Genomic DNA, 19,513 nt, shown 5'->3' with positions numbered 1-19,513 from the left:
GCACCTTTTCGCATACCGTGAGTATGTGAACTCGAGGAGGGATCATGCTGACCAGCTGCTACCCGGTGCTCGCCACCGACGACGTCGCCACCGCCCGCGCGTTCTGGACCGGCCCGCTCGGCTTCGAGATCGTCTTCGACGCCGGGTGGTACGTCAGCCTGAGCCGGGAGGGCCACGAGCTCGCGCTCCTGCACCGCGACCACCCGACGATCCCCGCGGACTTCCGCGGACGCTCCGCGACCGGGGTGCTGGTGAACCTGGAGGTCGACGACGTCGACGCCGAATGGGATCGCCTCGCCGTCCGCGCCGGGCTGCCGGTCGCCCTGGAGCTGCGGGACGAGGACTTCGGGCAGCGCCACTTCATCCTGGCCGGGCCCGACGGGGTCCTGGTGGACGTGATCACCGAGATCCCGCCGTCGGCGGAGTTCGCCGCCGCCTTCACCGGAACGGCAACGGACTGACGCCGGTGCACACCCGCGGCTCCGGGGGCGCGGCCCCGGCCCCGGCCCCGGCGCGCCGAGGTGAGCAGAGCAAAGGGGACTCCGGACCACCTGGTCAGAACCGGTGGGTGGACGTGGTGCAGACGCGGCGGCGCCCCGCCCGGAAGGATCCGGACGGGGCACCTGTGATCGACGCGCGGCTCAGCCGGCGCGGCTCAGCCGGCGGTGCTGAAAACGCGGCTCAGCCGGCGGTGCTGAAAGCGCGGCTCAGCCGGCGCGGTGGCCCGCCCGCTCGGCCCGGGCCGCGGCCCAGGACGCGAGCCGGGCCCAGCCACGGCCTGCGGTGAGCCGGCGGGCGAGCCGATGCTGTTCGGCCACCCGTTGCGCCTCCTGCTGATGGGATCTCGCCAGGGCTTCCTGGATGAGCGTCATCGCGTTCTCCTGGTTCACGAGATGGGTGGTGACATCGCGGTGGACGATCGGGTGCTGGATCGGTGCGCTCGGCACCGTGCTCAGGTCGTTCATGTCGGGTTCTCCTTCGTCGGTCAGGGGTGCGGGCTCGTGACCCGGTGTCAGTTGCCGGCGGCCAGGGCGTAGGCCCGGTCGCGCTCCAGGTCGGCCTTGCGGGGGCGGCCCCTCGGACGCTTGCGCGGGATCACCCGGCCGCGCTCGAAGATCTCGCCGCCCCAGACCCCCCACGGCTCGCCGCGGTCCAGGGCGCCGGTCAGGCAGGCGTTCCTCAGCGGGCAGCCGCCGCAGAGCGCCTTGGCCTGCTCCAGCTCACCGGGCGTCTCCGCGAACCACAGGTCGGCGTCGCCGTTACGGCACGGCAGTGCCGACCACTGCTCGGCGGGCGGGCCGGTCTCCACGGCCCGCAGCCGCGTCTCGTCGGAACCGGCGCAGCCGCCACCGGTCGCATTCCGGATCACTCCGCCGTCACACGGAGCGGACCTCACGTACACGATCGACCTCCTCGATCGAACTTCTTCTTCTCGTCAGGACCGGAGCTGTGCTCTCAGCGCGGTGCTCTCTCTCGGGACGGATGGACGGATGGACGGATGGACGGACAAAAAAATCGGGGCCGCAGAACCCGTGTGCGTGGGTTCCGCGGCCCCGATGGACTGGGCGCGAGCGCTGAGGGGGTCAGGTACCCCCTCGGCGCCCGGGAACGGACGCACCTGTGGACTTGTGGAACCACGCGATCGGGCCGGAGATCATCGGGACGGCGGTCCCACCGCTCTCCGGGGACACGTCTCCCCCGGCGCGGAACGAGGTCGCAGCGGTCAGCCGGACCCCCTGCGGACGACGGCGCACCCCGGAGCCGACCAGGTCGGCGAGGGCAGCGTGGGCGACCGCGTGCGGCACGACGGTCAGCGGCTCGCAGGCCACGGCGGTATCGATCGACGCGACGCCGACCGTCATCTCGGTCGTGCCCATGTCGATCACCTCCTCCGTGGTCCCGCCGCGCGGTCTCCCGCGCGACGCATGCGTGAGCGGAGCGCTGCCCCACTCGGTGCCGATGACACTAGAAGCGCAGCGCAGACCGCTGCAACCGATTATTCGAAAGTCTCCCCGGAAGTTCACCCACGGCGGACCGAAGGTGGGTCCGGCGAGGGTCAGCGCTCCTCGTCGTGGTCGGCGAGCAGCCGCAGGACGTCGTCGCCGTACCGGTCGAGCTTGGCCGCACCGATGCCGGGGATCCCGACCAGCGCCGACGGCCCGGACGGCCGCTGCTCGGCGATCGCGGTGAGCGTCGCGTCGGTGAGGACGACGAAGGCCGGCACGTCCTGCTGCTTCGCCTCGCCCGCGCGCCACTGCTTGAGCCGGTCCAGCAGCTCCAGGTCCACGTCGGACGGGCAGTCGTCGCAGCGCAGGAGCTTGGTCGCGGTGCTCCCGAACAGCGGGGACCCGCAGACCCGGCACTTCGGGCGGGCGGCGCCGGGCCGGCGCTCGCCGGCGACCCGGGACGCGGGGTGTGAGTCCGGGATCAGTCCGTAGAGGAACCGGGACCGGCGCCGTTTCGGGCCGCGCCCCGACGCCCGCGACAGCGACCAGGACATCGACAGCACCCGGCGGGCGCGCGTGACGCCGACGTAGAACAGCCGCCGCTCCTCCTCGACGGCGTGCTCGTCGTCGCCGGCGTGCCCGATCGGGAGCGTCCCGTCGGCGAGGCCGACGAGGAACACCGCGTCCCACTCCAGGCCCTTCGCCGCGTGCAGCGACGCGAGCGTCACCCCCTGCACCACCGGGGCCTGCGCCGAGTCGGCCCGGGTGTCGAGCTCGGCACACAGCCGGGTCAGGTCGGCCTGCGGCTCGATCGCGGCGAGCTCCTCGGCCACCCCGACCAGTGCGAGCAGCGACTCCCACTGGGCACGCAGGGTGGCGCCCTTCGGCGGCTCGTCGGTGAGCCCGGCGCGGGCGCCGAGCACGGCGCGCGTCACGTCGACGAGATCGGTGCCCGGCCGCTGGTCGGGCGCGGCGCAGCGCAGCGCGATCATCGCCCGGCGGACCTCCGGGCGGGCGAAGAACCGCTCACCGCCGCGCACCTGGTACGGCACGCCCGCATCGGAGAGCGCCTGCTCGTACGCCTCGGACTGGGCGTTGATCCGGAACAGCACCGCGATCTCGGACGGCTCCGTCCCGTCCTTGAGGAGCGTCAGGATCCGGCCGGCGACGGCGGCGGCCTCGGCCGGCTCGTCGTCGTGCTCGGAGAAGTCCGGATCGGGCCCGGGCGGGAGCTGCCCGACGAGCTGCAGCCGCGACCCGGCGGGCTGGTGCCGCGCGGCCCCGATCAGCTGGTTGGCGCAGCCGACGATCTGCGGGGTGGACCGGTAGTCGCGCTGCAGCCGGACGACGGCCGCGCCGGGGAACCGGCGCGGGAACTCCAGCAGGTAGCGCGGGGAGGCGCCGGCGAAGGTGTAGATCGTCTGGTTCGCGTCGCCGACGACGGTGAGGTCGTCCCGCTCGCCGAGCCAGGCGTCGAGCAGCCGCTGCTGCAGCGGCGTGACGTCCTGGTACTCGTCGACGACGAAGCAGCGGTACCGCGAGCGGAACTCCTCGGCGACCCCGGCGTGCTCTTCGAGCGCGACGGCCGTGTGCAGCAGCAGGTCGTCGAAGTCGAGCACCTCGGCCGCGTTCTTGAGCTCCTCGTAGGCGGCGTAGACCTGGGCGACCTGGTCGGCGGGGCCGGGGGTGTCCCGCTTGCGGCGGGCGGCCTCGGCCGCGTAGTCGACCGGGGCGACCAGCGACGACTTCGCCCACTCGATCTCGGAGCTCAGGTCGCGCAGTGCGTCGGAGTCGGTGCCGACCCTGGCCCGGGCGGCGGCCTGGCCGACCAGCCGGAACTTGCCGTCTAGCAGTGGCCACGGGGACCCGCCGATCACCTGCGGCCAGAAGTAGCGGAGCTGGCGCAGGGCCGCCGCGTGGAAGGTCCGTGCCTGCACCCCACCGGCGTCGAGCTGCCGGAGCCGGGTCCGGAGCTCGCCGGCCGCGCGCGCGGTGAAGGTGACGGCGAGGACCTGCCCGGCGACGACGTGGCCCTGCCCCACCAGGTGCGCGATCCGGCGGGTGATCGTGCGGGTCTTGCCGGTGCCGGCACCGGCCAGCACGCAGACCGGGCCCCGTGGCGCGGTGACGGCCTCGCGCTGCTCGGGATCCAGCCCGTCCGCCCCCGTGGGGCTCTCCGGTCCCGGTGCCGCCCCGGTCCGGGTCGCACGAGCGGGACGGGGAGCAGAGGTTCGGGACGGCACCCACCCATCCTGACACCCGCCACCGACGCTTCCGGGGCGACCACCGGCCACGACGTGTCGCGGCCCACGGAAGATCGGGGGGGTCCCCGGTCGTTGTGCACGGTATGGCGGACCTGACGATGTACACGACCGGCTGGTGCGGCTTCTGCCGCCGGCTCAAGCTGCAGCTCGACGAGGCCGGGATCGGCTACCGCGAGATCGACATCGAGCGCGAGCCCGACGCGGTCGCGTTCGTCGAGAAGGCCAACGGCGGCAATCGCACCGTCCCCACCGTCGTCTTCCCCGACGAGTCGGTGGCGACCAACCCCAGCTTCGCGGAGGTCCAGCGGCGTCTCGCCGCCTGACCCCCTACGGAACTCCCACCACGGAGCGCGGCGGCCCGGGCGTGTGCCCGGGCCGCCGCCGTGTTCCTGGCCGGGGTCCGCTCAGCCGCCCGCGGCGGCCCAGGACTCCAGCATCGTGCGCGCGATCGAGACAGTCCCCGGGAGCATGACGACCGGGTCGGTCCGATCAGGGGCGCCGGCATCGTCACGGGTGTCGTCACGGGAACCCCAGTCCCCGCGGGCCAGTGCCTCCCGCAGCCGGTCGCGGGTGATCCAGAGCGCGTCGGCGATCTCGCCGTCCTGCGGGCGCAGCGGCACGTCCGGGTCGCCGACCGCGTGGAAGCCGACCATCAGCGAACGCGGGAACGGCCAGGCCTGGCTGCCCAGGTACCGGACGTCGGTCACGTCGATGCCGACCTCCTCGCCGATCTCGCGGTGCACGCAGGCCTCCAGGGACTCGCCGGACTCGACGAACCCGGCGAGCACCGAGTAGCGCCCGACCGGCCACACCGGCTGGCGGGCGAGCAGCACGCGGTCGGCGCCGTCGTGCACCAGGCAGATGATCGCCGGATCGGTGCGCGGGTACTCCTCGTGCCCGTTCTCGCAGATCCGGGCCCAGCCGGCGGCGTGCGGACGCGTGCGGGTGCCGTCGACCGCGCAGAACCGGGCACGGTCGTGCCAGTTCAGGGTGGCCACGGCACCGGTGAGCAGCCCGGCCCCGAGCGGGTCGAGGAACGCGCCCGCGGCCCGCAGGTCCGCCCACTCCCCCGGGTCGTCCACGGCGATCCAGGCCGGGCCGCCGCGCGCCGCCCAGTACGGGACGCCGTCGCGCTCGCCGAGCAGGACGGCCTCGGCCGGGGGCTCGGCGGCGAGGTCGGCACCCGCACGGGTGCGGACCTGCCCGTTCCGGCCGGCGGCGTCGTCCCAGGCGGCGGCGTCCGTCTCGCGGAACGACCGGCCCGGCCCGACCTCCCAGTCGACGGGCGTGCGCCCCGCCTCGTCGACCACGACGACGCGGGCCTTCGCCCAGGTCTCCTGCAGCCAGGCCGGATCGGCACGCCGGTTCTCGTCGCGGTCCAGCGCGTTGCGGGACAGGACCGGCTGCTCGGTCAGGTCGAAGTCACCGGGGCTCACGCGTCCGCCTCCGCCCGCCGGACCCCGCCGAGCGCGGTCAGCCCCGGTCCGACGACGTCCGCGTCACCGACGATCACGCCGGTGAACCGGGGCGGCGCGAACATCTCCGCCGCGACCTCGGCGACCTCGTCCACGGTGACCTCCTCCAGGCGTCGCGGACGGTCGCGGAGCCACTCGACGTCCAGTCCCGCCGCGTCGAGCGCGGACAGCGTCCCCGCCAGCGCGGACTGGCTGTCCAGCGACACGAGCAGCGAGCCGATCGCGTACCGGCGGGCCGAGGTGACCTCCTGCTCCGTCGGCGGGACGGCGACCATCCGGCCCAGCTCGTAGCGGGTCTCGAGCAGGGCGGCCGCGGTGACGTCCGAGGCGACGTCGGCGTCGAGGCCGAGCACCGCCCCGCCGGGGACGAACTCCTGCCCCGAGTGCGCCCCGTAGGTGTAGCCCTTGTCCTCGCGGATGTTCTCCATCCAGCGCGACGAGAAGTACCCGCCGAACACCAGGTTCGCGATCTGGAAGGCGGTGTAGCGCTCGTCGGTGCGGTCCAGGCCGGGCGCGGTGAGCCGCAACTGGGACTGGACCGACCCGGGCCGGTGCACGAGCTGGACGCCACCGACCGGCGGCACCGGCGGCTCGTCCAGCCGCCGTGCGGGATGGTCGCCGGTCCAGCCGCCGAGCCGGCGGGCGACCTCGTCGATCGCGGCCTCGGGGTCGATGTCGCCGACGAGCACCAGTCGCGCACCGTCGGGGACGACGACGTCGGTGTGCAGGGCGCGCACCCGCTCCGGGGTGATCCCGGCGACGGCCTCGGCGGTGGGCATCTCGGAGACGATCGGGTGGTCGCCGAAACGGCGGCGCATCAGCGCCTCGCGGGCGACGGTGCGTGGCTGGGCGCGGGCGACCGCGATCCGCTCGACGAGCCGGGCACGTTCGCGGAGCACCTCGTCGTCGGCGTGGGTGGCGCCGGTGAGCACGTCGGCCAGCACGTCGAGCACGACGGGGAGGCCGGACGCCAGCGCGGACCCGCCGGCCTGCAGCCACTCGGGATCGACACCGACACCCAGCTCGGCACCGACGGCGGCGAGGTCGTCGTCGAGCCCGACCCGGGCCCGGCCCGCGGTGCCGGTCAGCAGCGTCTCGGCGAGGACCTCGGTGCCCGCCGTCCAGCCGGCGTCGGCGGTGGGCCCGGCGGAGGCGGCCGGGATCCGGAGCAGGGTCTCGACCATCGGCACGCCCGGCCGGCGGGCGGCGAGCACCGTCAGCCCGTTCGGCAGCGTCCGGGTGACGACCTCGGGCAGCGGCACCTGCTCGGTGTGGCCGAGATCGGGCAGCGCGCGCGGGCCGCGCTCGGTGCGACCGATCTCCTCGGCGCTGCGGTGGGTGCGGGTGGCGCTCACGCGGCACTCCCCTCTTCCCGGTCGTCGCCGGCGGCGGGCTCGACCGTCAGCACCGCGCGGCCCGCGGAACACAGCCGGGCCGCGGCGGCGGCGACGTCGGACGTGGTCAGGGCGGCCAGCCGGGCGGGCAGCTCGAGGGTCAGCTCGGCGCGGCCGTAGAGCAGCTCCCGGGCGCCGAGGCCGAGCATCCGGTACATCACCCGGTCGTCCTCCCGGTGCAGGGCCGCGGACCAGCGCGCGGACTGGCGCGCGAGCTCGTCGGTGCCGGGGCCCTGCTCGGCGAGCCGGTCCAGCTCCTCGTCGACCGCGGTGATCACCCGGTCCGCGGGGACGTCTGCCGGGTGCACGGCGGTGATGGTGAAGGTGTCGGGGTCGCGGGCGTCGAAGGGACCACCCATCAGTCCGTTCGACGCCGAGACGTCGGTGACCAGGCCCGTCCCGTCGGCGCCGCCGTGCACGAGGCGCCGCTGCAGCCGGGCCGCCTCGCCGTCGGTGAGGACGGAGGCGAGCATCGCGTGCGCGACGTAGCCGTCGGGGTCGGCCGCCGGGTCGGGGACCCGGTGGCCGAGCGCGAGCGCGGGCAGCGGGGCGTGCGCGTCGGTCACGCTCTGCCGGCGCTCGGTGCCGGGGGACGGCTCGGCGAACGACGGGCGGGACGGCACCGGCCGGGCCGGGATGTCGCCGAAGTGGCGCTCCACCAGGGCGAGGGTGCCGTCGACGCCGTGCCCGCCGAGGTCGCCGTGCACGGTGACCAGCGCGTTGCCGGGGGCGTAGAAGGTGTCGAAGAACGCGGCCGCGTCGTCCAGGCTCGCCTGCTCGAGCTCGGAGAAGTCGCCGTAGCCGTTGTGCGCGTTCGGGAAGGTGTCGTAGAGGACCGGCGGCAGCAGGATCCACGGGAACCCGCCGTAGGGGCGGTTGTGGACGTTGAGCCGGATCTCCTCCTTGACGACGTCGACCTGGTTGCGCAGGTTCTCCACCGTCAGCCGGGGGGCGCGGAGCCGGTCGGCCTCCAGGAACAGGGCGCGCTCCAGCGCCGCGCCGGGCAGCACCTGGAAGTAGTCGGTGTAGTCCTGGTGGGTCGAGCCGTTGAAGATCCCGCCCGCGGTCTGGACCTGGCGGAAGTGCTCCAGCTTGTCCAGGCTCTCACTGCCCTGGAACATCAGGTGCTCGAACAGGTGCGCGAACCCGGTGCGACCCTCGGGCTCGGAGCGGAAGCCGACGTCGACGTGCACCGAGACCCCGACCACCGGGGTGGCCGGGTCGGGGACGACGAGCACGCGCAGCCCGTTCGGCAGCGTCGCCCGATGCAGTGCGAGTGCGGGTCTCTCGGCGATCACGGACACGGGGGCGAGGCTATCCCCGCCCCCGGCCGGGTGCCCGGTCAGGCGGGGGGCAGCACCACGAACTGGCGCAGGCCCAGGTCCCGGTAGGTGACGGGGCCGCGCGGACCGGGCGTGTGGTCGACGTTGATCCCCGTCTCCGGCAGGCCGAGCAGCTTGTAGCCGTCGAGCAGCCGGGACGGCGCGTTCCAGAACACACCGGTGCCGGTGTAGCGGTCGATGAACCGCCGGGCGACCTCCTCGTCGGAGGCGCAGATCGTCGCCGCCAGCCCGGAGGTCTCGCGGGCGGCGGTGTCGGCGGCGTCGTCCGGCCCGTCGACGGGGGCGACGGTCACGTGCGCCTCGGCGCCGGAGTCGAGCGCCCACTCGTGGCCCAGCCGGTGCGCGTGCGGCGGCTCGGACAGCGCGACGCCGCGGGCGTCCAGCGCGGCCCTGGCGACCGGGAGCAGCGTGTCGTAGGCGGGCCGATCGATGAGCAGCAGGTTCAGCCGGTTGCAGACGCCGAGCCGGTCCGTGGAGTCGGTGACCAGGCGCGTCACGTCCGCCTCGGACGCCGACGAGTCCAGGTACAGCACCCCGCCGCCGTCGGCGTGCGCGAGGATCCGGGTCCCCGCGGTCGCGCCGAGCAGCGACAGCTTGCGCGTCACCTCGCCCGACCCGCGGACGACGACCAGCGGCACCAGGTCCGGCAGCCCGACGAGTGCCTCGGCACCGGCGTGTCCGGGCAACGGGACGAGCTGCACGGCCGCCTCGGGGAGCCCGGCCTCGGCCAGCGCCGGCCGGAGGATCGTCTCGACGAGCGCGGTGGCGCTGCCGAGCGCGGCCGACCCGGTGCGCAGGACGGCGGCGCTGCGGGCCTTGAGCACCTGCGAGGCGACGTCGACGGTCACGTTCGGCCGGGCCTCGAACACCGCGCCGATGACGCCGACCGGGATCCGCCGCTCGAACACACGCTCACCGGTCTCGAGGGTGCGGACCGGCCACTCGGCAGGCGGCTCCGGCGTCGCGGCGAGCACCTCCAGCTGGGTGGCGATCCCGGCGAGGCGCTCCTCGGTCAGCCGCAGCCGGTCCAGCAGCCCGGCGGCCATGCCGTTCGCCTCGGCCGCCTCGACGTCGGCTGCGTTGATCTCGAGCAGCTCGGGACCGCGGTCGCGGATCAGCGCGGCGGCCGCCCGGAGCGCGTCGTCGATCCTCCCCTCGCCGGCGGCGCGGACGGCCGGGGCGGCGGCACGGGCGCGCTGCGCGGCCTCGCGGACGGCGGCGTGCTCCGGCGCCTCGGCGGTGGACTGCCCGGGATCGGTGACGGTGCTGCTCACGCGGTCAGGGTAGGCGTCGACCCCGCGACGCCGTCAGAGCGGCTCCGGGACCGCGTAGACGACGATGTTCGACTCGTAGCTCCCGGTCGCCGGGTCGAAGACCCCGCCGCACGTGACGAGCACGAGCTGCGGGCTGCCGTCGCGCCGGAAGACGTCACGGGGCAGGTCGTGCTTGCCGTACTCCCGCCGGGCGGCGACCCGGAAGGTCGCGGCGCGGCCGTCGGCGCCCCGGACGACGACGGGCTCCCCCGCGGTGAGCTGCGGCAGCACCGCGAGCACGCCGACGCCCTGGGTCCGCGAGTCGACGTGCCCGGCGATCACCGAGCTGCCGGCGGCCCCGCCGGGGAGGACGCCGGGGGCCCACCAGCCGACCGTCCGGACCTCCTCCGGGACGACCATCCCGCCGTTCGGGCCGGTGCCGACGGCGTCGACCGGCGCGGTGACACCGCGCGCCGGGAGTTCCAGGGTCGCCGGGACGACCGGGGACGGCCGCTCGCCGGGACCGGGCCCGGTGGGCGGGTAGATCGGCGAGACCGTCCACGGCTGCTGCGCGGCGATCGCCGGCGGGCCGGCCCGGCGCGGGGTCTCGGCGGCCGGGACGCCCGGGCCGGGGAGCGGGCGGGCCGGGTCACCGGCGGGCGCAGCGGGATTCCCCGGTCCGGCGGGAACGTCCGGGGACAGGGCTGCGGCCGGCGCAGGAGGGGCGGGCCGGGCGGCGGCCGGGTCCGGGCCGAGCGGCACGGTGGGCGCGGCCGGCGCGGCGGGAGTGCCCTGGGCAGCCGGCGCGGGTGGGACTGCAGGATCGGACGGGGTGGCCGGCGCGGGAGGGGGCGAGCCCGGCAGGTCCGCGACATCCGGTGCCCCGACGACGGGGTCGGGCCGGGCGAGCACCGGTAGCGCCTCCGAGGCGGGCACCGCCCGCACCCCGCCGGACATCGGTGCGGGCACCGACCCCAGGTCCTCGGCGACGATCCGCGGATCGTCGCCGAGGGCGAGTCCGGCACCGGCACCCAGCAGGGCGACGCCGGAGAGCAGCAGGGCCGCCGCTCCCCGGACACCGCCGCGCGGGTGCCGGTGCCGGGCTGTCACGCGCGGGAGCGGCGCAGCCGGATCAGACCGGCGCCGAGCAGCAACAGACCGGCACCACCGAGGGCGGCCGGCAGCACCGCGTCGGACGCCGACGCGGCCTGGCCGCCGGTACCGGCGTCGACCGCCGGGGCGCCGCCCTGGCCCGCTCCGTTGCCCGAGCCGTTGCCCGAGCCCTCCTGGCCGGAGCCGTCACCGGAGCCCGAACCACCTGCGCCGGCACCCGCGTCCGGTCCGGCGGCCTGGCCGTCCTGACCCGCGCCGTCGCCGGCACCGTCACCGGAGCCACCGGCCGCGTCGCCGGAGCCGTCGGCACCCGGGGTCGCGGCACCGGCCGCGGCGGCGGCCTCGTCCAGCTTGGTCTTCAGCGCACCGAGGTTGGTCAGCTGCGCGCGGGCCTGGTCCAGCTGCTCCGGCGGCAGGCCGGGCACGTTCAGCAGGCCCTGGGCCTGGTCGTTGAGCTGGCCGACCTGCTCCTGGGCGGCCTGCAGCCAGCCCTGGTCGAACTGCTCACCGGTGCGGGCCTTCAGGTCGTCGACCTGGGCCTGGATCTCCGGCGAGACCTGGTCGGGCAGCGAGACGCCGACCGAGGACGCCAGGCCACGCAGCTTGTCGTTGAGCTGCTGGCCCTCGCCCTGCACCTGCGGCGCGAGGTCCTTGACCTGCTGGCCGACGCCCTGCTCCAGGCCGACGCCACCCAGCGCGGCGAGGCCGAGCGCCTTCTGGTGCGCGTCCCCGAAGGCCTGGCGCGGGTCCCCGACGCCGGGAACCTGCGGCAGCTCGGTCGGGATGTTCGGGACCTGCGGCGTCTCGCCACCGCAGGCGGTCAGGCCGACGAGTGCGATCGCGGCGACGGACGCCCCGACGGTCCGGGTCATGCGCTTCGACGAAGTTGTCACGATCTTCCCCCGAGAGTAGCGGTCCACATGCGGTGGGCTACCAGCGATACTCCGAACGTTGCAACTCGAACCACTCCATCGGCAGTAATCGTCCGGCGAGCGGCTATCTGCGCCCGCCCAGCGGGGCGGGCGCGGACGGCGGCGGGACGACGGGACCGGTGTCGCCGTCCGGGGCGGAGTCCAGGTCCAGGACGACGGGTGCGTGGTCGCTCGGCGACCTACCCTTCCGTGCCTTCCGGTCCACCCACACCGCCGCCCGGCGGCCCGCGGGATCCTCCCCGGCGAGCACGAGGTCGATCCGCATGCCCTGGTCCTGGTGGAAGCGCCCGGCGCGGTAGTCCCAGTAGGTGAACACCCGCTCGTCCGGCCAGCGGTCGCGCAGCACGTCGTGCAGCCCGGCCCCGACGAGACCCGCGAGCGCCTCGCGCTCGGCCGGCGTGACGTGGGTGGCGCCGTCGAACTGCGAACGGTCCCAGACGTCGTCGTCGGTGGGGGCGATGTTCACGTCCCCGGCGACGACGGTCGTCGCCGGGTCGCCCGCCACGACCTGGTCGCGCAGGGCCGCCAGCCAGCGCAGCTTGTAGGCGTAGTGCGGGTCGGACGGTTCGCGCCCGTTCGGGACGTACACCGACGTCACCCGCAGGCCGCCGCAGGTGGCGGTGACCGCGCGGGCGTCGGGCACGTCGAGCCCGCCCTCGCTGAAGACGGGCTCGCCGGGCAGGCCCCGCACGACGTCGTCGAGGCCCACCCGGGACAGCACCGCGACGCCGTTCCACCGGCCCTGGCCGTGGTGCGCGACCGCGTAGCCGCGTGCGGCCAGCTCGTCGTCGAAGGTGGCGGCGAAGTCGTCGTCGGACAGCTTCGTCTCCTGCAGGCAGACGACGTCCGGATCCCGCTCGTCGAGCCACGGCAGCAGCCGCGGCAGCCGGGATTTCGCCGAGTTCACGTTCCAGGTGGCGAGGCGCACGGGACCGGACCCTACGAGAGGAACCGCTGCACCGAACGCCGGATGCCCGCGACGTCGAGCCCGTGCGCCGCGTCGTGGTCGGCCGGGTCGCCGTAGCGCCGCAGCTCGGCACGGGACACGCCGAGACCGAGCAGCCGGTGCCGCACCCCGTCCAGGGCGTCGGCGACGACCCGCGACGAGGTGCCCGCCAGGTAGGGCTCGACGAGCACGACGTCCGGCTCGGAGAGCGTCGCCCGCAGCGTCGCGCCGTCGAACGGCCGGACGGTCGGCGCGTAGAGCACCGTGACGTCGAGGTCCGCGACGGCGGCGAGGGTGCGGTCCGCGAGCGGGCCCACCGCGACGACCGTGCCGCGGCTCCCCCGCCGCAGTACCGTCATACCCGGGCCGGTGCTCAGCGCGGCCGCGTTCGACGCGCCGGAGAGCCGGACGTAGACGCGGTCGTCGCCGGGCAGCGCGGCCCGCAGCTGCGCCTCGGCCTCGTCGGCGTGGCCGGGGACGTGCACCGTCCAGCCGTCGAGGGTGTCGAGCAGCGCGACGTCACGGGAGCCGAAGTGGGTCTCCCCCGCGCCCGCCATGTCGTACGACGCACCCGCCGAGACCAGCAGCGCGCCGGTGTCCTGGTGCCCGAGGTCGAGCTTGAGCTGCTCGTACGGCCGCTCGACGAGGAACGGCGCGAACGTGTGCACGATCGGCCGCATCCCGGTGAGCGCGAGCCCGCCGGCGGCCGACACGAGCAGCTGCTCGCGGATCCCGAGGTTGACCACGCGCCGCGCGAGCCGGTCCGGGAGGTCGACGTAGCCGGCCCCGATGTCGGCGAGCAGGGCCACCGCCCGCGGTTCGGCGTCGAGGAGCTCCGGGAGGAGCGCGTAGAAGCGTTCCCGCTGGTCGGCGGGCCGGTGCGCCACGGTGTGCAGAGCAAAGGCGGTCATGAGGGGGTCCCCCTTCGGCTCGACGTGGGCGACGACGGCGAGCGGCCGGTCGTCGTGCGGCGTGCCGAACGCACGCTCCAGGTCGTCGTGGTCACGGCCGTCGGCGTCGGCGGTCACCCAGCCCTCGACGGCGAAGCGCGCGGCGATCCCGCCCGGCCCCCCGTGCGACGCGGAGCGGTTGTCGATCACGACAGCGGTCAGCCCGGCGAGCCCCGCCCGCCCGGCGTACTGGATCGCCTCGGCGTTCGAGCCCTCGTCGAGCTCGGCGTCGCCGACGAGGACGACCGTCCGCGCCGCCCGGCCCTGCAACCGGAGCCCGAGCGCGGTGCCCACGGCCAGCCCGAGCCCGTGCCCGAGGAGATCTCCACTCCCGGCACGAGCGTGCGGTCCGGGTGGTGGCCGAGGTCCGAGTCGTAGGTCGCGAACCCGTCCAGCGCAGCCGGGTCGAGGAACCCCCGCGCGGCCAGGACGGCGTAGAGCGCCATCGGCCCGTGCCCCTTGGAGAGCAGGAACCGGTCCCGGTCCGGGTCGCCCGGGTGCACGGGGTCGACCCGCAGGACGCGGTCGTAGAGGACGCGGAGCACGTCCAGGGTCGAGGTGGCGGCGGGCTCGTGCTTCTCGTCGCCGGTCATCCGGGTCATCAGCCCCGTGATCCCGGCGGTGGTCCCGGAGGTTCCGGTGGTCGCTGTCGTCATGCGGACCACCGTGCGACCTGAAGCTCGGTTCAGGTCAAGGATTTCCGATCAGTCGTCCTCGGGCGGGGTCGCCTTGCGGACGTAGAGCAGCTGGTCACCGCGCTCGAGCGCGTCGACGGCGGCGGAGTCGACCCGGTAGAGCTGGTCGCCGCGGACGACGCCGAGCACGATGTCGGGCAGGTGCCGCGGCGACCCGCCCACCTCGGCCGGCTCGACCTGGCGCTGGGTGATGGCGAACCCGGCGTCCGGGGTGAGCAGGTCCTCGACCACCTCGACGACGGCCGGGGACCGGGTCGCGACGCCGAGCAGCCGGCCCGCCGTCTCGTCGGAGACGATCACCGAGCTCGCCCCGGACTGCCGCAGCAGGTGCACGTTCTCCGCCTCGCGCACCGCCGCGACGATCGAGATCGAGCGGGACAGCTCGCGGGCGGTGAGCGTGACCAGCACCGCGGTGTCGTCCCGGTCCAGCGCGACGACCAGCCTCGTCGCCAGCTGCACCCCGGCGATCCGGAGCACCGCCGACCGGGTCGCGTTCCCGGACACGGTCACCAGCCCCAGCCCGGACGCGACGTCGAGCCGGGCCCGGTCGGTGTCGACGACGACGATCTTCTCGGGCTCGACGCCGTCGCCCAGCAGCGTCTCCACGGCAGCCCGGCCCTTGGTGCCGTAGCCGACGACGACGGTGTGCTCGCGCACGCGCGACCTCCAGCGCTGGATCCGGAACGACTGGCGCGAGCGCTCGGTGAGCAGCTCGACGGTCGTCCCGACGAGAACGATCAGGAACAGCACCCGCAGCGGGGTGACGACGGCGATGTTGATCGCCCGCGCACTCGGGCTGACCGGGACGATGTCGCCGTAGCCGGTCGTCGACAGCGACACCGTCGCGTAGTACAGCGCGTCCATCAGCGAGATCTCGCCCGCGCCGTTGTTGTCGAGGTAGCCGTCGCGACCGAAGTAGACGATCAACGTCGTCGCGCCCAGCGCGAACAACGCGATCACCAGCCGGGTCACCAGGGAGCGGACCGGGCTCGACCGCGCGTCCGGCATCCGCAGCGCGCCCTCGGCGTGCGGATCGAGCGCGGCGAGGCGGGAGGAGCCGATCACGTGCGGCAGGCTAGCCCCGTGTCCCGCGGGACGGGCCCCGCGGGCCCTATCCTGACCGGGTGCCGGCCGACGAGGACTCCGATCGTGGCGCGCGTGTGCCCGGCGGGCGCACCTCCCTGCGCCCCCGGCTCACCGGGCGGTTCCGGTCCGCGACGACTCCCCCGTCGGACCCGGCCGAGGTGCTCGAGGCCGGTGTCGCGGTCGCGGCGGGGCTGCGCGAACCCGCCGGCTCACCGGCCGCGACCGACGCGCTGCGCCGGCTCGCCGGGCTGTGCGGCGCCCGCTCCGCCGGCCTGCTCCTCCCCGGACGTGCGCCCACCTGGTGCGGCCCCGACCGCGAGGCGGGCATCGCACTCGGGCACCGGGCGGGCGCCCGGCGGGCCACCGACGGCGAGCTGACGGCGACGGCGCTGGGCACCGATCCCGAGCCACCGGTGCTCGTCCTCGGTGGGGTCACCACGGCCGCCGCCCGGCGGATCTCCGCGTTCGTCGCCGACGCGCTGGAACGTGCCCGCCTCGACGACGGCGCCGCCGAGGCCGAGGCCGCCCGGCTGCGCGAGCTGCGTGCCCAGATCTCGCCGCACTTCGTCTACAACGCGCTCACCACGATCGCCTCGTTCGTGCGCTCGGACCCGGCACGTGCGCGGGACCTGCTGGAGACCTTCGCCGACTTCATCCGGCACTCGCTCGCGGCCCGCGGTGACTACACCCCGCTGGCCGGGGAGTTCCGCTCGGTGGAGGCCTACCTGACGCTCGCACGTGCGGTCCTCGGCGACCGGCTCCGGGTGCAGGTACGGGTGGCGCCGGAGGTGCTGCCGATGCCGATCCCGGTGCTGGCGCTGCAACCGCTGGTGGAGAACGCCGTGCAGCACGGCGTCGAGCGGACCCAGGACGGCGGGCTGGTCCAGGTCAGCGGCGAGGCCGAGGGGGACGTCTGCGTGATCGCCGTCGAGGACGACGGGCCCGGGATGGCACCCGAGCACGCCCGTGCGGTGCTGGCTGGCACCGCGGAGGGCGCCGGGCTGGCGCTGGTGAACGTCGACCGTCGCCTGCGGGCGGTGTACGGCCCCGAGCACGGCCTGGTCATCGAGACCGCCCCCGGCGCGGGGACCCGGATCGTCCTGCGCGTCCCGCGCTTCCAACCGGGGGTGGTCGTGTGACCGAGACGCCGCTGCGGGTGCTGGCCGTCGACGACGTCGCGCCCGCGCTCGACGAGATCTGCGCGCTGCTCGCCGACGCCCCCGATGTCGGCGAGGTCGCGCGGGCCGGCGACGCCGTCGAGGCGCTGCGCACCATCCCCACCGGCCGGTTCGACGCCGTCTTCCTCGACATCACGATGCCGGGGATGGACGGCCTGGAGCTGGGCGGCGTGCTGGCCGCGATGGCGTCCCCGCCGGAGATCGTGTTCGTCACCGCGTTCGAGGAGCACGCGGTCGCCGCCTACGGCCTCGGTGCCGTCGACTACCTGCTGAAGCCCGTGGGTGCCGACCGGCTCGCCGAGGCGCTGGCCCGGGTGCACCGGGCGCGCGCGGGCCGCACCGTCGCGGGGCCGCCTCCCGCCGAGGACCGGACGGGCGTCACCGGCGGCGGGCCGGCCGTCCCCCGGGTCGACGAGCTCGCGGTGCTGCCGGTGGAGCTGGCCGGGCGGACCCGGTACGTGCGTCGCGAGGACGTGCGGTTCGTCGAGGCGCACGGCGACTACGTCCGGCTGCACACCCCGTCCGGCTCGCACCTGGTCCGCATCCCGCTCTCCCGGCTGGAGGAGCACTGGGACGCCCACCACTTCGTCCGGGTGCACCGCAGCTTCCTGCTGCACCTGCCCGCGGTCCTCGAGCTGCGCAGCGACGCCGGCGGTGGGCTGCTCGCGCACACCGACGCCGGGGACGTCCCGGTCAGCCGCCGGCACGCCCGCGAGCTGCGCGACCAGCTGCTGGCGGCGGCGACCTCGGGGGCGCTGGACGTCCCGGGCCGGGAGCGGGGCCGGGGATGAGCCGCCCGCGCCGGGTCGCCGTGACCGCGCCGCCGGAGCCCGGCGCGCGGGCCGTCGCGGCGCGGCCGGCCCCGGAGCCGGTGCTCGACCCGGAGCTCGCCGCCCGCGCCCGGCGGGTGCGGCGGGCCCAGCTCCGCCGGGCCGGGGTGACGCTGCTGTGCGGGGCGGTGCTGCTGCTCGGGCTGCCGGTGCTGCTGCGGTACGCCCCCGGGCTGGCGCAGTGGCGCGGCGCCGGACTTCCACTGGGCTGGATCGCCGTGGCGTGGCTGCCCTACCCGCTGCTCGCGGTGCTCGCGTGGTGGCACCTGCGCCTGGCGGAGCGGGCCGAGCGGGCCCACTCGTCGTGACCGGGGCCGCCGTCGTCGCGCTGTTGCTGGTCACGGTCCTGATCGGGGCCCGTGGCGTGGCCGCCATGCGCACCACGTCGGACTTCCTGGTGGCGTCGCGGCAGACGTCGCCGATGCTGAACGCGGCGGCGGTCTCCGGCGAGTACCTGTCGGCGGCGTCGTTCCTCGGTGTCGCCGGTCTGGTGATCAAGGAGGGCACCGGGGCGCTCTGGTACCCGGTCGGGTTCACCGCGGGCTACCTGCTGATGCTGGCGCTGGTGGCGGCGCCGATGCGGCGCAGCGGCGCGCTGACCGTGCCCGGGTTCGCCGAGGCACGGCTGGGGTCGCGGTCGCTGCGCCGGTTCTGCGCGGTGGTCGTCGTCGTGATCGCGGTGCTCTACCTGGTGCCGCAGATCGTCGCGGCCGGCCAGCTCCTGACACTGGTGTCCGGTGTGGACTACTGGGTGGGCGTGGTCGTCTCCGGCCTGGCGGTCGGGATCACGCTGGCCCTGGGCGGGATGCGGGCGGCGACCTACGTGCAGGCGTTCCAGTTCGCCCTCAAGCTGCTCCTGTTCGCCGGACCCGCGATCTGGCTGCTGCTGCTCGCCGGGCCCCAGCTGCGCGACGAGCTGGCCGCCCCGCCGGAGTTCACGCACTTCACCCGGGAGACCCCGGTCGACTTCCGCCTCGACACCGATCTCGTGGTCACCGAGCCGGTCACCGTCGCCGTCGACGGGATCCCTGTCGAACTGACGCCGGGTACCCACCACGCACGCGCCGACCAGGTGTGGCTGTTCCCGGAGGGCGCCCCGGTCCCCGGGCTCGGTGGCGACCGGGCGTCGCTGCCGGTGCCCGGTGGGGAGGACTGGGCGCTGCCGCTGCTCGGCACGGGTGCGACCGCGCCGTTGCTGGCGACCTGGTCGGTGCTGGTCGCGACGGCACTCGGGACGATGGGGCTGCCGCACATCATCGTCCGGTTCCACACCAGCCCGGACGGGCGCGGCGCCCGCCGGACGGCCGCGATCACCGTCGCGCTGCTGGGCACGTTCTACCTGTTCACCATCGTCTACGGGCTGCTGGGGACCGTGCTCACCCCGGAGCTGTACCTCTCGCAGGGCACCGACACGGCGATCGTCACCCTGCCCGGGCGGGTGACCGGCGGTGGGACGGCCGCGGTGCTGACCTCGTTGCTCACCGCCGGTGCGTTCGCCGCGTTCCTGGCCACCTCCCTCGGACTGCTCCTCGCGCTGTCCGGCGCGCTGTCGCACGACCTGATGCCGTCCGGGCTGCGCCGGCTCCGGCTCACCGCCCTGGCCGCCTCGGCAGCTGTCGTCCCGGCCGCGCTGCTGATGGTCCGGGTCGACGTCAGCGCGGCCGTGACCTCGGCGTTCACCGTCGCGGCGTCGACGTTCTGCCCGCTGCTCGTGCTCGGCCTGTGGTGGAAGGGCTTGACCGCGCGCGGCGCGTACGCGGGAATGGTGGCGGGGCTGGTCTGCTCGGCCGGGGCGATGGGACTGGGCGCCACCCTCGGACTGGGCGGAACGGCGGGCATCCTGCTCACCCAACCGGCCCTGTGGTCCGTCCCCCTGTCGTTCGTACTGATGATCGCGGTGTCGCTGGGCGATCACGTTCCGTCGTGGGCGGAAGATACGATGCTCCGGCTCCATCTGGCGGACCGCGAGTAGCGAGGGGGCCGATCCGGCCGATGTCAAGACCGTCGGTCGAATTCTGGTGCGCCCGGCCTGCCGATCGTCGGCCACTCGCCTCACTGTCCGAATCGAGACCGTGTGTGGGGTTCCGCACACGCCCGCGAGGAACTTT

Annotated in this window: 19 protein-coding genes and 1 pseudogene; 6 read left to right on the top strand and 14 right to left on the bottom strand. The window is 75.2% G+C overall.

The annotated features are described in order from the left end of the window. The first annotated feature begins 44 nt into the window (after positions 1-44). Positions 45-461, top strand: coding sequence for a VOC family protein (locus Ae150APs1_RS20480; protein ID WP_010229470.1), 417 nt, complete (start codon positions 45-47; stop codon positions 459-461). 246 nt (positions 462-707) lie between these two features. On the opposite strand, the gene Ae150APs1_RS20475 is transcribed toward Ae150APs1_RS20480, so the two are convergent. The 4 genes from Ae150APs1_RS20475 to Ae150APs1_RS20460 all read right to left on the bottom strand — a co-directional run bounded on the left by Ae150APs1_RS20475 (position 708) and on the right by Ae150APs1_RS20460 (position 4,099). Continuing rightward, on the bottom strand, positions 708-965 hold the full coding sequence (locus tag Ae150APs1_RS20475; RefSeq protein ID WP_075299681.1) for a hypothetical protein: 258 nt from the start codon (positions 963-965) through the stop codon (positions 708-710). A gap of 47 nt (positions 966-1,012) precedes the next feature. Beyond that, positions 1,013-1,318 (bottom strand): WhiB family transcriptional regulator, encoded by a 306-nt coding sequence (locus Ae150APs1_RS20470; RefSeq protein ID WP_050802353.1) that lies wholly within the window; start codon positions 1,316-1,318, stop codon positions 1,013-1,015. Positions 1,319-1,583: 265 nt separating this feature from the next. Beyond that, positions 1,584-1,877: a hypothetical protein gene (locus Ae150APs1_RS20465; RefSeq protein ID WP_139316999.1), complete on the bottom strand. Its 294-nt coding sequence runs from the start codon at positions 1,875-1,877 to the stop codon at positions 1,584-1,586. A gap of 179 nt (positions 1,878-2,056) precedes the next feature. Then, complete coding sequence (locus Ae150APs1_RS20460) at positions 2,057-4,099, bottom strand: ATP-dependent DNA helicase UvrD2 (protein ID WP_075302337.1); 2,043 nt, start codon at positions 4,097-4,099, stop codon at positions 2,057-2,059. A gap of 194 nt (positions 4,100-4,293) precedes the next feature. Here Ae150APs1_RS20460 and Ae150APs1_RS20455 point away from each other — a divergent pair, with 194 nt between their 5' ends. Then, the gene (locus Ae150APs1_RS20455; RefSeq protein WP_010229460.1) at positions 4,294-4,533 is read left to right on the top strand and encodes a glutaredoxin domain-containing protein; all 240 of its coding nucleotides are present in this window, start codon (positions 4,294-4,296) and stop codon (positions 4,531-4,533) included. Between the two features lie 81 nt (positions 4,534-4,614). Here Ae150APs1_RS20455 and nudC read toward each other — a convergent pair whose 3' ends face one another. The 10 genes and pseudogenes from nudC to Ae150APs1_RS20405 all read right to left on the bottom strand — a co-directional run bounded on the left by nudC (position 4,615) and on the right by Ae150APs1_RS20405 (position 15,319). Continuing rightward, positions 4,615-5,646, bottom strand: coding sequence for an NAD(+) diphosphatase (gene nudC, locus Ae150APs1_RS20450; protein ID WP_075299679.1), 1,032 nt, complete (start codon positions 5,644-5,646; stop codon positions 4,615-4,617). Then, complete coding sequence (locus tag Ae150APs1_RS20445; RefSeq protein WP_075299677.1) at positions 5,643-7,040, bottom strand: pitrilysin family protein; 1,398 nt, start codon at positions 7,038-7,040, stop codon at positions 5,643-5,645. The genes nudC and Ae150APs1_RS20445 overlap by 4 nt, the downstream gene beginning before the upstream one ends. Next, a complete protein-coding gene (locus tag Ae150APs1_RS20440) occupies positions 7,037-8,383 on the bottom strand; it encodes a pitrilysin family protein (RefSeq protein WP_170918112.1) in 1,347 nt (448 codons plus the stop codon). Before Ae150APs1_RS20440 ends, Ae150APs1_RS20445 begins: the two co-directional genes overlap by 4 nt. A 38-nt stretch (positions 8,384-8,421) precedes the next feature. After that, the gene (locus tag Ae150APs1_RS20435) at positions 8,422-9,696 is read right to left on the bottom strand and encodes an aldehyde dehydrogenase family protein (RefSeq protein WP_075299675.1); all 1,275 of its coding nucleotides are present in this window, start codon (positions 9,694-9,696) and stop codon (positions 8,422-8,424) included. Positions 9,697-9,729: 33 nt separating this feature from the next. After that, complete coding sequence (locus tag Ae150APs1_RS20430; protein ID WP_075299673.1) at positions 9,730-10,785, bottom strand: class F sortase; 1,056 nt, start codon at positions 10,783-10,785, stop codon at positions 9,730-9,732. Further along, on the bottom strand, positions 10,782-11,660 hold the full coding sequence (locus tag Ae150APs1_RS20425) for a DUF4142 domain-containing protein (RefSeq protein WP_075299671.1): 879 nt from the start codon (positions 11,658-11,660) through the stop codon (positions 10,782-10,784). The genes Ae150APs1_RS20430 and Ae150APs1_RS20425 overlap by 4 nt, the downstream gene beginning before the upstream one ends. 124 nt (positions 11,661-11,784) lie before the next feature. Then, entirely contained in the window at positions 11,785-12,648 is an 864-nt protein-coding gene (locus tag Ae150APs1_RS20420; protein WP_010226523.1) for an exodeoxyribonuclease III, read from the bottom strand. 11 nt (positions 12,649-12,659) lie between these two features. Further along, positions 12,660-13,553, bottom strand: a complete 894-nt coding sequence (locus tag Ae150APs1_RS20415; protein WP_212567317.1) for a transketolase — start codon at positions 13,551-13,553, stop codon at positions 12,660-12,662. Between the two features lie 36 nt (positions 13,554-13,589). Then, a pseudogene (locus tag Ae150APs1_RS20410) lies at positions 13,590-14,272 on the bottom strand (transketolase); the annotation flags it as partial. A 48-nt stretch (positions 14,273-14,320) separates the two neighbouring features. After that, positions 14,321-15,319: a potassium channel family protein gene (locus Ae150APs1_RS20405; RefSeq protein WP_249266580.1), complete on the bottom strand. Its 999-nt coding sequence runs from the start codon at positions 15,317-15,319 to the stop codon at positions 14,321-14,323. 116 nt (positions 15,320-15,435) lie between these two features. Here Ae150APs1_RS20405 and Ae150APs1_RS20400 point away from each other — a divergent pair, with 116 nt between their 5' ends. From Ae150APs1_RS20400 to Ae150APs1_RS20385, 4 genes are read left to right on the top strand one after another with little or no spacing between them, the layout of a single operon-like run. Beyond that, positions 15,436-16,536: a histidine kinase gene (locus Ae150APs1_RS20400; RefSeq protein WP_249266404.1), complete on the top strand. Its 1,101-nt coding sequence runs from the start codon at positions 15,436-15,438 to the stop codon at positions 16,534-16,536. Further along, entirely contained in the window at positions 16,533-17,366 is an 834-nt protein-coding gene (locus Ae150APs1_RS20395; RefSeq protein ID WP_060573867.1) for a LytTR family DNA-binding domain-containing protein, read from the top strand. Before Ae150APs1_RS20400 ends, Ae150APs1_RS20395 begins: the two co-directional genes overlap by 4 nt. Next, the gene (locus Ae150APs1_RS20390; protein WP_075299665.1) at positions 17,363-17,713 is read left to right on the top strand and encodes a hypothetical protein; all 351 of its coding nucleotides are present in this window, start codon (positions 17,363-17,365) and stop codon (positions 17,711-17,713) included. The genes Ae150APs1_RS20395 and Ae150APs1_RS20390 overlap by 4 nt, the downstream gene beginning before the upstream one ends. Next, positions 17,710-19,377, top strand: coding sequence for a cation acetate symporter (locus Ae150APs1_RS20385; RefSeq protein ID WP_010242278.1), 1,668 nt, complete (start codon positions 17,710-17,712; stop codon positions 19,375-19,377). The genes Ae150APs1_RS20390 and Ae150APs1_RS20385 overlap by 4 nt, the downstream gene beginning before the upstream one ends. Positions 19,378-19,513 lie beyond the last annotated feature (136 nt).

It is taken from the genome of Pseudonocardia sp. Ae150A_Ps1, assembly GCF_001932315.1.
Taxonomy (GTDB): Bacteria; Actinomycetota; Actinomycetes; order Mycobacteriales; family Pseudonocardiaceae; genus Pseudonocardia.
The sequence above is the reverse complement of the archived record's forward strand: the minus strand, read 5'-3'. Positions and strand labels throughout refer to the sequence as shown.

What these genes read in the sequence shown, in the direction of transcription:
- Ae150APs1_RS20480 (WP_010229470.1), top strand. Translation starts at nt 45, where the DNA reads ATGCTGACCAGCTGCTACCCGGTGCTCGCCACCGACGACGTCGCCACC.
- Ae150APs1_RS20475 (WP_075299681.1), bottom strand. Translation starts at nt 965, where the DNA reads ATGAACGACCTGAGCACGGTGCCGAGCGCACCGATCCAGCACCCGATC.
- Ae150APs1_RS20465 (WP_139316999.1), bottom strand. Translation starts at nt 1,877, where the DNA reads ATGGGCACGACCGAGATGACGGTCGGCGTCGCGTCGATCGATACCGCC.
- Ae150APs1_RS20455 (WP_010229460.1), top strand. Translation starts at nt 4,294, where the DNA reads ATGGCGGACCTGACGATGTACACGACCGGCTGGTGCGGCTTCTGCCGC.
- Ae150APs1_RS20425 (WP_075299671.1), bottom strand. Translation starts at nt 11,660, where the DNA reads ATGACCCGGACCGTCGGGGCGTCCGTCGCCGCGATCGCACTCGTCGGC.
- Ae150APs1_RS20405 (WP_249266580.1), bottom strand. Translation starts at nt 15,319, where the DNA reads ATGCCGGACGCGCGGTCGAGCCCGGTCCGCTCCCTGGTGACCCGGCTG.
- Ae150APs1_RS20390 (WP_075299665.1), top strand. Translation starts at nt 17,363, where the DNA reads ATGAGCCGCCCGCGCCGGGTCGCCGTGACCGCGCCGCCGGAGCCCGGC.